Annotated in this window: 14 protein-coding genes; 6 read left to right on the top strand and 8 right to left on the bottom strand. The window is 67.5% G+C overall.

Translation table 11 applies throughout. From position 1 onward, the window contains the following. Positions 1 to 147: 147 nt before the first annotated feature. Positions 148 to 957, top strand: coding sequence for an SDR family NAD(P)-dependent oxidoreductase (locus A9X05_RS22635; RefSeq protein ID WP_082950287.1), 810 nt, complete (start codon positions 148 to 150; stop codon positions 955 to 957). A 5-nt stretch (positions 958 to 962) separates the two neighbouring features. Here A9X05_RS22635 and A9X05_RS22630 read toward each other — a convergent pair whose 3' ends face one another. From A9X05_RS22630 to A9X05_RS22600, 7 genes are all read right to left on the bottom strand, one after another. Then, a complete protein-coding gene (locus A9X05_RS22630; RefSeq protein ID WP_231978454.1) occupies positions 963 to 2,090 on the bottom strand; it encodes an acyl-CoA dehydrogenase family protein in 1,128 nt (375 codons plus the stop codon). Next, entirely contained in the window at positions 2,090 to 2,731 is a 642-nt protein-coding gene (locus A9X05_RS22625; protein WP_067747124.1) for a nuclear transport factor 2 family protein, read from the bottom strand. The genes A9X05_RS22630 and A9X05_RS22625 overlap by 1 nt, the downstream gene beginning before the upstream one ends. Then, positions 2,728 to 4,368: a class I adenylate-forming enzyme family protein gene (locus tag A9X05_RS22620; RefSeq protein WP_067784164.1), complete on the bottom strand. Its 1,641-nt coding sequence runs from the start codon at positions 4,366 to 4,368 to the stop codon at positions 2,728 to 2,730. Before A9X05_RS22620 ends, A9X05_RS22625 begins: the two co-directional genes overlap by 4 nt. Before the next feature lie 6 nt (positions 4,369 to 4,374). After that, on the bottom strand, positions 4,375 to 5,142 hold the full coding sequence (locus A9X05_RS22615) for an enoyl-CoA hydratase-related protein (protein WP_081665400.1): 768 nt from the start codon (positions 5,140 to 5,142) through the stop codon (positions 4,375 to 4,377). Positions 5,143 to 5,212: 70 nt separating this feature from the next. Next, a complete protein-coding gene (locus tag A9X05_RS22610) occupies positions 5,213 to 5,962 on the bottom strand; it encodes an SDR family NAD(P)-dependent oxidoreductase (RefSeq protein WP_067747158.1) in 750 nt (249 codons plus the stop codon). Then, positions 5,952 to 6,590 (bottom strand): TetR/AcrR family transcriptional regulator, encoded by a 639-nt coding sequence (locus A9X05_RS22605; RefSeq protein WP_067747133.1) that lies wholly within the window; start codon positions 6,588 to 6,590, stop codon positions 5,952 to 5,954. Before A9X05_RS22605 ends, A9X05_RS22610 begins: the two co-directional genes overlap by 11 nt. Before the next feature lie 2 nt (positions 6,591 to 6,592). After that, positions 6,593 to 7,420: a MaoC/PaaZ C-terminal domain-containing protein gene (locus tag A9X05_RS22600; protein ID WP_067747135.1), complete on the bottom strand. Its 828-nt coding sequence runs from the start codon at positions 7,418 to 7,420 to the stop codon at positions 6,593 to 6,595. Between the two features lie 79 nt (positions 7,421 to 7,499). Here A9X05_RS22600 and A9X05_RS22595 point away from each other — a divergent pair, with 79 nt between their 5' ends. The 5 genes from A9X05_RS22595 to A9X05_RS22575 are packed head-to-tail and all read left to right on the top strand — an operon-like array spanning position 7,500 to position 12,043. Continuing rightward, positions 7,500 to 8,597 (top strand): LLM class flavin-dependent oxidoreductase, encoded by a 1,098-nt coding sequence (locus tag A9X05_RS22595; protein WP_231968867.1) that lies wholly within the window; start codon positions 7,500 to 7,502, stop codon positions 8,595 to 8,597. Then, positions 8,594 to 10,093, top strand: a complete 1,500-nt coding sequence (locus tag A9X05_RS22590) for a class I adenylate-forming enzyme family protein (RefSeq protein WP_231975408.1) — start codon at positions 8,594 to 8,596, stop codon at positions 10,091 to 10,093. The genes A9X05_RS22595 and A9X05_RS22590 overlap by 4 nt, the downstream gene beginning before the upstream one ends. Next, the gene (locus A9X05_RS22585) at positions 10,090 to 11,256 is read left to right on the top strand and encodes an acetyl-CoA acetyltransferase (RefSeq protein WP_067784162.1); all 1,167 of its coding nucleotides are present in this window, start codon (positions 10,090 to 10,092) and stop codon (positions 11,254 to 11,256) included. The genes A9X05_RS22590 and A9X05_RS22585 overlap by 4 nt, the downstream gene beginning before the upstream one ends. Continuing rightward, a complete protein-coding gene (locus A9X05_RS22580; RefSeq protein WP_067784160.1) occupies positions 11,253 to 11,648 on the top strand; it encodes a Zn-ribbon domain-containing OB-fold protein in 396 nt (131 codons plus the stop codon). Before A9X05_RS22585 ends, A9X05_RS22580 begins: the two co-directional genes overlap by 4 nt. Further along, the gene (locus A9X05_RS22575) at positions 11,645 to 12,043 is read left to right on the top strand and encodes a nuclear transport factor 2 family protein (protein ID WP_231968780.1); all 399 of its coding nucleotides are present in this window, start codon (positions 11,645 to 11,647) and stop codon (positions 12,041 to 12,043) included. The genes A9X05_RS22580 and A9X05_RS22575 overlap by 4 nt, the downstream gene beginning before the upstream one ends. On the opposite strand, the gene A9X05_RS22570 is transcribed toward A9X05_RS22575, so the two are convergent. Next, on the bottom strand, positions 12,040 to 12,542 hold a 503-nt coding region (locus tag A9X05_RS22570; protein WP_156736915.1), incomplete at its 5' end, for an LLM class flavin-dependent oxidoreductase. The two genes, A9X05_RS22575 and A9X05_RS22570, sit on opposite strands and share 4 nt — an antisense overlap.

The raw sequence follows: 12,542 nt of genomic DNA, 5'->3' as shown, positions 1-12,542 counted from the left end.
ATGCTACGCGACAAATTTCGGCGTTGTGTTCCGTTGATGGGCCAATTCGTCACTGAACTGGGCCCGGATAGTAGTCATTGCGACACACATCGTACTGCTGTCTAGTATGGCTGACGTCGGCGGTGACGCCAGAAACGAGGGCAGCGCGTGGAGCTTGGCCTGGGGGGACGCAATTTCGTTCTCGTCGGCGGGACGACCGGTATCGGGTTCGCCGCCGCGCGGCAGCTCGCGGCCGACGGTGCCAACGTGGCGCTGCTGGCTCGTAACGGGGAGCGTGCTCGAGCGCGGGCCGAGCAATTGACCGCAGACTACGGAGTGCGGGCGGTCGGAATCGCCGTCGACGCGGCCGCCCCGGGCGACGGGGTGGATCGCGCTGTCGACGAGGCGGCGGCGAGCCTGGGGCCGCTGCGCGGCCTGGCCGTCACCGCGGGACCGATGAATCAACAGGGGCCGTTCCTCGAACACGGCGACGAGTCGTGGGACTGGTATTACCAGTTGATTTTGATGGGAACCGTGCGCTCCTGCCGCGCGGTCATCCCGCACCTGCAACGCAATGGCGGTGGAACCATCGTCACCACGGCCGCGTATTCCGTTCGGGCGCCGAAGATCCTGATTCCGCCGTACAACGCGCTCAAGGCGGCGGTGTTGACCTTGTCAAAGATCCTGGCGAAAACGCATGGCCCCGAGGGCATCAGGGTCAACACCGTATGCCCGGGGCTGTTCGACACTGAGGTCAACGACTTCATCCGCGCGCGGCGGGCGGCAGAGTACGGGGTGGCGCTGGAGGACGCGATCTATACGCACCTCGCGAGCAACCCGGACTGGAACATGCGGGTTGCCCTCCGCCGCGGCGGGCGTCCCGAAGAAGCGGGCGAGCTGATCGCCTTCCTGCTCAGCGACAGGGCAGCTTTCATGACCGGCGCGGCCGTCAACATCGACGGGGGCACGGACTTCTGACCCCCTCAGAGCCCGATGTCGTCGGCGAGGAGCCCCCGGTGATAGGACGCGTCGCCCAGCAGGTGCCCTGACGATTGAGCCCGCTTGAAGTACAGATGGGCCGGATGCTCCCAGGTGAATCCGATCCCACCGTGAATCTGGATATTGGCGGCAGCGGCCCGCGCATACGCCTCCGAACTGCACGCCTTGGCCAGCGACGCCACCGCCGGCAGTTCTGGCGAGCGTTGGGCCGCGGCCCGCACCGCGTAATAGGCTGCCCCGCGGGCACATTCGATATCGAGGAATACATCGGCGCACTTGTGCCGGATGGCCTGGAATGAGCCGATGGGCTTGCCGAACTGTTTGCGGGCCTTGCCGTAGGCGACGGCCATCTCGAGGCAGCGTTGCGCGCCGCCGACCTGTTCGGCGGCCAGCGCGGCGCAGCCAAGCGCGAGGGTCGACCGCAACAGTTCCTCCGCGCCGCCCAAACGACCGACGAGCGAGGCCGGCGTTGTGGTGAATTCGATGCGGGCCTGTTTTCGAGTCTGGTCAAGGCTGGACAGCGCGCGCCGGGCGACGCTGTCGAACCGGTCGACGGCGAACAACGACAATCCGGAGTCGGCCTGGGCGGCCACGAACAGCACATCGGCGCTGCAGCCATCGAGGACATAGGTTTTGGCTCCGTCCACCACCCAGCCGTGTGCCGTTTCTCGCGCCCGCGTGTGGATCGCACCGGCTTCCCAGCGGCCCGACTCCTCGGTGACGGCCAGGCTGGCGATGGTCGCTCCGGACGCGATGCCCGGCAGGTATCGTTGTTGCGCCGCGTAGTCACCCGAATCAAGCAGCGCGCTCGACGCCAGTACCGCCGACGCGAAGTATGGCGACGGAGCCAGGGCGCGCCCCAATTCCTCGGTCACGACGCCGAGTTCGACGAACGTGTACCCCTGACCGCCGAATTCTTCCGGGATTGCGAGCCCCACCAGGCCCAGCTCGTCGGACATTTGCGCCCACAGCGACGGGTCGTAGCCCACCGGGTTTTCCATGTGGCCGCGCACGCGTGCCTCGTCGGCCTTGCTTTCGAGAAAAGAGCGCACGACGCGGCGCAGCTCATTCTGCTCGTCGGTGAATCCGAAACCCATTGCACGACCAGACATCACGACTCCGCGGGCGCGCGACCGGTCGGGCTCACCCGCGGTGCTTCAGCGCCCTGGCGCAGGGTGCGCAGCCAATCGCCGACGGCGGCCGGGGCCGGGACCGGCGCGTCGAAGCGGCCGGGGTCGGCGGCCCAGAAAGCCTCCCACGACGGGAACGCATGGTGGAACGAGCCGTCCTGGTTCGGGCTGCCGGGCCAGCGCACCTTCCGCGGACCGACCGGCGGGTCGGTGATGTCGCTTCGGTACCAGAACAGCGGGATGCGGCGCGCGAAATACCAATGGCCGTCCCGCCTTTCGTAGCGGTCCAGATAGGCCAGCAGCTCGATGAACCACGCGCCCTCGGTTTCCAAGTCGTTACGCGAGTAGACGAGTCCGCTCGCGGTGTCGGTGTCGTGGACGTCGATGACATGGCCCAGGACACCGTGCGCGCTGCCCAGCAGCGTCGGACGAACCTCGGCGTCGTACCATTGGCGCATCGCGTCGCGGCCGCGGCGCTTGCCCGGCACCCCGATGTCGTCGACGAAAAGGTTTGCCAGGGAGTCGAAGTCGCGCATGTCCAACGCCACCGCGTACCGTGCCGCCAGCTGACGGATTTCCTCGATGGCCTCCAGGCGGGCGATCCGCGCCTCCAACCCGGTCATGCCAGCTCCCCCGAGGTGACAAGTTGCACCAACCGTGGCTTGTCGATCTTGTTCGTGGTGGTGTACGGCAGCCGATCGGCGTCGGGGAGAATCACCCACCGCTTCGGAACCTTGTAGGCGGCGAGTTCCTTGCGGCATGCCGCCGCGAGTTCATCCTGCGAGGCGCACCGCCCCTGGTTGAGCACAACCACGGCGCAGACGAGCGCACCCTTGTCCGCGTCCGGAACGCCGACGACATAGGCGATCCGCACGCCGTCGACGCCGCCGATCACCGCCTCGACCTCCACCGGTGCGACGTTGGCGCCCGAGGATTTGATCATGTCGTCGGTGCGTCCGGTGAAGAACAGGAAACCCTCGTCGTCCAGGTGTCCGGCGTCTTTCGTGTGGTACCAGCCGTCGGCGTCGAACAGATCGCTGTGCTGCCGTCCGATCATGCCGCGCATCATCGCGACTCCCCGCACGCAGATTTCCCCGATGGTGCCGTTGGGCACCTCCGCACCGCACTCGTCGACGACCTTGTGCTGGTAGCCGGGTGCGGCAACCCCGAGTGAACCGCGCTTGCTTGCGGGCACCGGTTCGTGTGGTGGCCACCAGGTGTGGGAACTGCACGTTTCGGTCATCCCCAACTGCGTCACCAGCAGTGACGGATCGGCCGCGCGCAGTTCCGGCGGTAGCAGCACCTGGTGGTATCCCCCGCGCAGACTTGACAGATCGGCGGAGGCGAAGTCGGGATGATTCGCCAGTGCCCGGCCGACGTGCGGGAACCCCGTTGCGTAAGTGGCGCGCTCGGTTTCGAGTAGGCGCAGCACGTCGCCGGCGTCGAACTTGTGCTCGGTGAGAATGGTGGCGCCGGTCTGCATCGGCCCGAGCAGACCGAAGACCAGCCCGGCGACCCAGAAGAACACCATCGGGATGTAGACCCGGTCGTCGGGCTTCCACTCGTGCTGGGTGGCGACGAAGCGGGAGTGCGTAATCACGGTGCCGTGCGTGTGGATGATGCCCTTGGGGTCCGAGGTGCTTCCCGATGTGTAGATGACGACCAGGTCGTCGGACGGGCGGACCGTCGATTCGCACGCACGCAGAAACGTTTCGGGCGCCGGCTCCGGCCATGCACTGGGCCAGGTCCGCTCGCTGTCGCCAAGCCCAAAGATGTTGCGCAACTGGGGCAGCCGTTCGAGGCCGAGCGGCGCGCCCGGGGGCGGTAACTCGCCCGCAGCACTTCCGACACGAGCGAGCATGTCCTTGCCGAGCAGCGAGTCGACCGACAGCAGGGTGTGGATGTCGGCGTCGCGCAGCAGCCAGCTCAACTCCGGCGGCTGAAAGAAGGTGTTGATCGGCACCGCCACGGCGCCGATCCGGGTGGCAGCCAGGAAGGCGACCGCAAAATCGGGTCCGTTCGGCGCCAGGATTCCGACCCGAACGCCCTTGGTGACGCCCGCCGCGAGCAACCGCCGCGCCATCTCGGCGGACCGAGCAGCGGCCTGCGCATAGGTGATTCGCTCGATCGTTCCCCCGCCCGTCGTCGAAATGACGAAGTCGTTGTCTCCGTAAGCGGCTACCAGGTCGACCAGCATCGCCGGGACGACCGGTGCGTACGGCATCGGTTCGTAGGCGAAAGTCCGTGCCGCCTCACTCATCGCGCGTCATTCCACTACCCACCGCGGTTCCCGCTTTTCCGCGAACGCGAGCATCCCTTCCCGGTAGTCGGGGTGGGTCAGCTGGTGTTGCAGCACATAGCGATACGCGACGTCGTTGGCCGCACGTAACCCGACATCGAGACTGCTCCACATCGCCTTGATCGACGCCTGGACCGTCGCAGGTGAGAGTTTCGCGATGTCCAGGGCGATTTCGCGCGCCCGTTGTTGCAGCCGGTCCGCGGGCACGACCTCGTTGATCAGGCCGATCTCGTAGCCCCGCTGCGCGCTGATCCGGCCCTGTTTGGTCATCAGCCCGAGCTGCATCACCATCGACAGCGGCATTCTGCGCAGCAGCACGGCGGGCTCGAGCGCGAACACGTTGCCCACGGCCAGATGCGTGTCGATCAGCTCGGCGTGCTCGGCCGCGATGATGAGGTCGGCATCGGCGACCTGATGCAGGCCGCCGCCGACGACCATTCCGTTGAGGGCGCAGATTACCGGCTTCCACACGTTGTGGTGCAGCCGCGAGCCGGGAACCTTGTTGCGGATGCCACCCTCGGCCGTTGCCCGGATGTCCTGGCCCGCGGAGAACGCCCGGTCGCCGGCTCCGGTGATGATGGCGACCCGGATGTTCGGGTCCTCCCGCACCCGTGCCCACGCGATGCCGAGTTCGGTGCGGGTCAGGTCGTCGGTGGCGTTGAGCCGCTCCGGTCGGTTGATCGTGATGGTGGCGACCTGCTCGCTGACGTCGAACAGGATTCTCTTCAGTTCCACGACATCCCCTGGCATCGATTCGTAGCACTAAACACTACATCAACATCTGTCTTGTCGTTCCGGGTCGTCGTCATGGCATCCACTGCCCACCCGAAACCGAAATCAGCTGGCCGGTGACGTGTTTGGCCGCGGGTGAACAGAGAAATGCCACCACGCCCGCCACGTCGTCCGGCTCACCGATGTCGCCGGTCAAAGTGGTGCGGCGCATCTGCGCCAGCTCGTCCTCGGTCTTGCGCGACAACAACCACGGGGTCGCGGTGGTGCCGACCACGACGGTGTTGACCCGGATGGCGTGCAGACCGAGCTGAACGGCCATCAACCGGCTCAGCCCTTCGACACCGGCCTTGGCTGCCGCATAGGCCGGCGGCCCGGTGCGCACGCCGTGTGCCGACACCGAGCTGACGTTCACGATGGCCCCGCCGCCGTGGGCGACCATCTGCCGGGCGGCGACCTGCGCCATCACGAAGGTGCCCTTGAGATTGACGGCTACGATGCTGTCCCAGTCCTCGTCGGTCTGCTCGAGGAACGTGCCGGGCAGCGTCATGCCCGCGTTGTTGACCAATGCTCGAACGGGCCCGTGCCGGTCGGCCAATGCGCTCAGCGCGGTCTCGACCGCGTCTCGGTCGGTGATCGATACGTTCATCGGGACGAGCAACCCGGATCTCGCATCATCCGAATCCTGGGCACGGGCAATGGCTTTCGCGTTCACGTCGATCGCGGCCACCCGATGCCCGCCGCGAATCAGCGCGGCCACAATCGATTCTCCGATGCCTCGCGCTCCCCCGGTGACGACGGCGAGGGGGTGGAAGTCACCCGACACGCTGCCCACCCGCCCGTCTGGTCCCGGGGGCCTTGCCGGTGCGTTCGATCGCGACGATCGAGGGGCGCACCAACTCCACTGATTCGGCCATCAGTTGCGACAAGTCACCCCTGCCACCGCCGGCGACCCACGAATCGATGGCGGCGCGGTTGGCGGCGTTGATCAGCGTGGCGGCCAGGCGCGGTCGCAAGTCCGGCTGAGTTTCGCTGCCCAGCCATCGCGCCACCTCCGTGGTGAGTTGGTCGATCCAGTCCTCGTTGATCCGGAGCATCGTCGCGCGCAAGGCCGGCAAGCCGTGGTACATCCGCGCGCGCACCAAAAAGATGTCAGGCTGATCGACGATCGCCTGCGCCACCGCCACCGAAGTCTCGGCGAGTGCGTCCCACAGTGAGTCGGAGCGCGCGGCACGAAAACGCCGGATCGCCTCCTGCAGCCGCTCGGCGTAGCCGTCGAACAGGATGTCTTCCTTGGTGGCGAAGTGATGGAAGAACGTGCGCGGCGCGACTCCGGCCGCCGCCGAAATCTGGTCGACGGTGGTTCCCTCGTAGCCCTGGGTGTCGAACAGCTCGATCGCCGCGTGGATGAGTGCCTGTCGGTTGCGCAACCCGCGGGCCCGTCGTTGGTCCATGCTCATACCCCTGCCAGCGTGGCGGTTCCGGAGCTCAGGGCGACGGCGTCACCCTGCAGGGTCCGGAAACGCACCGAATCTTCGGTTCGCCAGATTTCCGTCCGCAGCGGGGCGTCGAGCTTCACCTGCTTGGAGAATCGGCAGCTTAAGGATGTCAGCGACCGCGGGTTACCGTCGGCGATCCGGTCGATCACCGCTCGGGCGGCGAATCCCAGCGTGCACAGGCCATGCAGGAAGACGTCGTCGAAGCCGTACTTGCGGGCCGCCTCGGGGTCGATGTGCAGCTGGTTGCGGTCGCCCGAGAGCCGGTAGAGGGCGGCCTGCTCGGGCCGGACGACGTCGTCGAACACAGCGTCCGGTGGCCCGTCGGGGTCCGGTTCGGCAGCGGGCCCACGGTCGCCACCGAATCCCCCCGCACCGAGGACCATGGTTTGGGATTTGGCGACGAACACGGTCCCGTCCGGGTCGGCGCCGCGGCTGGTCAATTCCACCGCGGCGTGTTTGCCCTTGTCCCATACGGCCGACACCTCGGCTTGCACCGACATTTCCCCGCTGGCACCGATCGGCCGATGCAGTTCCAGCGACTGCGCAGAGTGAACGATCGGATACGTACCCAGGTCAAGCACACCGCGCAGGTCCTTGACGGCCCACCAGTTGGCCACCAGGGCGAACGTCGGCAGGACATCCGGGCCGCAGGCCTCGTTGAGCAGTCTCAGCTCGGACGGCGGGCGGGCGCCCACCCCCAACGCGTAGAGGATCACGTCGGTCTCGCTCCAGCGGAAGGTGTTCGGCGGCAAAGCGGTTCCGACCGCAGAGTCGAGCAGAGCCACGGCACCTCCTACTAGACGGATTGACGATATGTGTTCAATCGTGCATTATTGTGGCAGTCAGTGCAACTACTTTTACCCGATGCGGAAAGCGGGAGGGACCGACATGAGGTTCGGCGTGTTCATCCTCGGCGACAAACCCAACCACCTCAGCGAACGCGAGGTGCTGGCCAACGTGTTGGAGGAAGCGCGCTGGGCGGAAGAACTCGGTTACGACGAGATCTGGCTGGCCGAACACCACTTCTCCCCCTACGGCATGCTCCCGGACCTGCCACAGGTGGCGACGGCCATCGCCGCGCAGACCGAACGCATCCGCATCGGCACCGCGTGCATGGTGGCGCCCTTCCACGAGCCCATTCAGCTGGCCGAACGGATCGCCTTGGTCGACGTCCTGTCCGGCGGGCGCTTCGACGCCGGCTTCGGGCGCGGCTACCAGGCGCATGAGTTCAAGGGCTTCGGTATCTCGATGGACGAGGCCACGGGCCGATATCAGGAGTGCGTGGAAATCGTCAGCCGCCTGTTGACCGAAGAGAACGTCAGCTTCCACGGCAAGTACTTCCAAATCGAGGACGTCACGATCTACCCGCGGCCGGTGCAGCAGCCGATCCCCGTTTGGGGCACGGTGATGAAGACGCCGTCGAGCTTCGAGTGGCTGGCCGAGAAGGGTTTCGGGGCGATCATCGGAAACCCCTACCAGGTGGACCCGGATCTGCAGGGCGCGCTGGACATCTACCTGAAGGTGCAGTCCCAGAAGGGACTTGACGCCGCAACCGGCAACGTGTGGGCGCTGCTCAACGCCTTCTGTCACGCCGACGATGCGTTCGCCCGCAGCTACCCGCGCGAGAGCGTCGAGCTCTCCATTCAGACCCATCGGAAGTATTCGAGCCCGTTCGAGCGCGGCGGCGAAATACCGGCCGACTACAAGGCGTATTCGGACTGGTTCGAGAAACACGACAAGCAGAGCTACGAGCAGGTGTTGAACTCGCACCTGACGCTGATGGGCGACCCCGACCGCATCGTCGATAAGATGCGTACCGTCATCGACATGGGCTGGCGCAACATCATTTTGCGCATGTCGCGCGGCGGCGCCATGGACCGCACGAAGGTGTACGAGTCGATGAAGTTGTTCGCCCAAGAGGTGATCCCCGCGGCGACCGAGCTCGCGGCAGCCGCGGCTTGAACCAGCAACTCGCCGACCGCATCCGCGCGGTGCTCGCGATCGACCCGCGGGCGCCCGCGATCGAGCATGAGGGCCGGTGGGTGGATTGGCAGGGATTGTCGGACACCGCCGCGGGCCTCCAAAGTTGTCTGCGGGCTGCAGGGTTGGGTGAGGGCTCCCCCGTGGGGCTGGTGCTGCGCAATCACCCCGCGATGGTCGGCGCCGTGCTCGGGGTGCTGCTGACCGGCGGCTGCGTGGTCACGATCAACCCGTCCCAGGGTGACGCCGGGCTCTGCGCGGACATCCGCGAGCTGCGGTTGCCTGCGGTGGTGGCCTTACCGATCGACTGGGAGCGCACAGGAGTGGTCGACGCCGCCGCCGGGGCGCTGGGTGTTCGCGTATCGAGTGACCCCGCCGGCGCGACCGTTGTCGAGGGGCTGGAACAGTCCGGACCGGGCCCGTTCCGCCCGCCCGGTGACGGCGTGGCAGTCGAGATGCTGACGAGCGGCACGACCGGTCCGCCCAAGCGAATACCGCTGTCTTACAGCTCCTTTGAGCACACCGTCGCGGCGGCGAGCGCGCATTACAGCGTTGGCGCCGGGCACGACTCAGAACCGAGACTGCGTTCGGGTGTCGCGATCGTATCCTCGCCGCTGGTGCATATGTCCGGGCTGTTCCGCACTCTGCTCAACATCTGCGAAGGAAGAAAGATCGCGCTCCTGGAGCGATTCCGCGTTCCCGAATTTGTGGATCTGCTACTGCGGCACCGACCGAAGGCTGTCAGCCTGGTGCCGTCGGCGATGGTGATGGTGCTCGACGCGGGCGTGGATCCGGAGGCCTTCTCAAGCGTCGAGGTGGTGACCTCCGGCACCGCACATTTGCCGGTCGACGTGCAGACCAGGTTTGAATGTCGCTACGGCGTCGCGGTGCTGCCGTCCTACGGGGCAACGGAATTCGCCGGCGGCGTGGCCGGCTGGAACCTGGCCTTGCACCGGCAGTGGGCGACCGCCAAACGGGGAAGTGTCGGGCGCCCCCAGCGTGGTCGGGAGATCCGCGTCACGTCCGTCGAGGATGACATCGAGATGCCGCCCGGCGAGCAGGGCCGCATCGAGGTCCGCACCGAAGGCGGGGACTGGGTGCGCACCACCGACCTCGGCCGGGTCGACGCCGACGGCTTTGTGTTCATCGACGGGCGCACCGACGACGTCATCATTCGCGGCGGGTTCAAGGTCAATCCGGGCGAGATCGTCGGCGTGCTCCGTGATCATCCGGCTGTCCGCGACGCGGGGGTCACCGGCCTGCACGATGAACGGCTCGGCCAGGTGCCGGTCGCGGCGGTCGAGTTGACCGACGGCGCCCGCGCCACGCCCGACGAGCTGCTCGCCTACGCGCGTGAACGATTGAGCCGTTACTACGTCCCGGCCCGCCTGATCATCGTCGAGGAGTTGCCCCGCACGCCGTCGCTCAAGGTCAGCCAACCCGCGCTGCGCGAACTCTTCGAAGGGACAGCAAGTTGACGACACGTGGTGTGGCCGCCATTGCCGGTGTGGCAGACGAGGTTTCGGCGAGCGGGGTGATCGATGTTCCACTGCGTGAGCTCGAGGCGCGCGTGATCACCGCCGCCCTGGCCGACGCGGGCCTGTCGCTGCGCGACGTCGACGGGCTGTGCACCTGCACCGGCGGAACGCTCATGCACTCGGTGGAGCTGGCCGAGTACCTGGGGATAGCGCCACGCTTCACCGACGCGACGCAGACCGGCGGCGCCAGCTACGGGTTGTATGTCGAGCACGCCGCCGCGGCGATCGCGGCCGGCGAGGCGGAGACGGTGGTGATCGTCTACGCGTCGACGCCGCGCGCCGCGCGCAAGCGTGGCGAAAAGGGTCTCGGAGTTTTCGCCACCCCCGAGCGGCTGGAATGGGAGACACCGTTCGGGGTGATGCTCCCGATCAGCGCCTACGCCCTGGCGGCCAACCGGCACATGGCCGTGTACGGGACGACGCCCGAACAGCTGGCCCAGATCGCGGTCGACACGAGGCGCTGGGCCGCGCTGAACGAGCGAGCTCACCTGCGCGAGGCGATCAGCGTGCAGGACGTCCTGGACTCGGGCTTCCTCGCCGAGCCGCTGCACAAGCTGGAGTGCTGCCTGGTCACCGACGGTGCCGCCGCGGTGGTGGTAACGAGCGCCGAGCGCGCGCGAGACCTGGCCAAGCCGCCCGCATTCGTCCTCGGGGCGGCGACGGCGGCCTCGCACGCCATGATCTCCCAGATGCCCGACCTGACCGTCACCCCGGGGGCGCTGTCCGGGCCGGCCGCCTTCCGCGCCGCGGGCCTTCGCGCGGCCGACATCGACGTAGTCGAGCTGTACGACTCGTTCACGATCACGGTGTTGCTGGCGCTCGAAGACTTGGGCTTCTGCGGCAAGGGCGAGGGCGGTCCGTTTGTCGCGGACGGCGCGTTGGGGCCCGGCGGCACGTTGCCCGCTCAGACGTCCGGCGGCGGCCTCGCCTACACCCACCCCGGGGCGTTCGGGGCCTTCCTGCTCGCCGAGGCCGCGCGGCAGTTGCGCGGTGAGTGCGGCGAACGCCAGGTCCCGGACGCGAAAACGGCTGTCGCACATGGCACCGGCGGGGTGCTCTCGGCCACCTCGACGGTGATTCTGGGAACGGAGGCCGCGCTGTGACCGATACGCTGCCGGTCCCGCAGCCCAGCCCGGTGTCCGCGCCCTTCTGGGACGCGACCCGGCGTCGCGAGCTGACGGTCCAACGATGCGAATCGTGCGCGCGGCTCGTCTGGTACCCGCGGTTCGTCTGCCCGCACTGCGGCGGGTCATCGCTGGTGTGGGAGAAGTTGAGCGGTGACGGGGTCGTGTACGCGGTCAGCGTGCACCACCGCGCCGCGCTTCCCGCCCTCGCCGACAAGGTGCCGTACTCGGTGGTGCTCGTCGATCTGGATGAGGGGGTCCGCATGATGTCGAACGTGTTCGGTCCCCCTCCCGCGGTCGGTGACCGCGTCAGGCTGGCGTGGGTGCCGCTCGAGGACGGCCGCAACCTCGCTGTCTTCGAACCAAGGTGAGTCCCGTTACCGCGCTGCGGCGCGCCCGCGAAGAGGTGGTGCTCCGGCACGTCGCCGCCGAGAATGCGCGGGACCTGGAGGCGGCGATGGCCACCTTCACCCATCCGCGCTACGAGATCATCCCTACCGGAACCGTTTTCGACGGTGACCAGGCGGTCCGCGCGATGCTATCGCAGCAGTGGGCGGATCTCCCGATGCTGCGATATGCCGCGGAGGCGATCTACCACGGGGACAATGGTCTGGTCGTGGAGACCCGGACGACCGCACCCGGCACCCCACTCGACATGTTGAGCGTCAACCTCTTCGGCTTCCGCGGGCCCGATCTGGTTTTGGAACGGTGCTACTTCGACCGGATGCTGCTCGCCGCGCAACTCGAGTCGATCCGCGCGCCCTAGCCGCCTACAGCGTCACGGACCGCTTGGACAAGGGCCGGAATGTCGCGGTCCCGGTTCGCACCGGGCAAGGGCCAGTGCGTCATCCGCAGGTCGGTCACGCCTGCGTTCGACAGCGAGGCCGCCCCCGCGGCGACCGCGGAGAGGTCGAGCCCGCCATCGGGGCTCGTCTGCACGCGCAGCGTCCCGGCAACACCGAACCCGTCCGGGTCACCCCCGGCGCGCTCGACCGCGGCGCGCATTCGACGTATTCCGCCGGCGACATCCCGCGCGTCCGGGCCCCACGGGATCCAGCCCTGTCCGAAGCGAGCGAGCCGGCGAGCGACCGCTCGGTTCACCGTCCCGCTCACCCACACCGGCACCCCGCCTGGCTGAACCGGTTTGGGCATCTGGTGTATCCGCTCGAAACTCAAATCGACCGATTCGTAGCTCACCTCGTTCTCCCGCCACAACCGCTGGCAGACGTCCAGCGTCTGGTCCAGGATCGCCCCGCGTCGATCGA

The sequence above is a fragment of the Mycobacterium sp. E3298 genome (assembly GCF_001666895.1).
Taxonomy (GTDB): Bacteria; Actinomycetota; Actinomycetes; order Mycobacteriales; family Mycobacteriaceae; genus Mycobacterium.
This window is presented reverse-complemented; position numbering and strand designations above follow the sequence as displayed.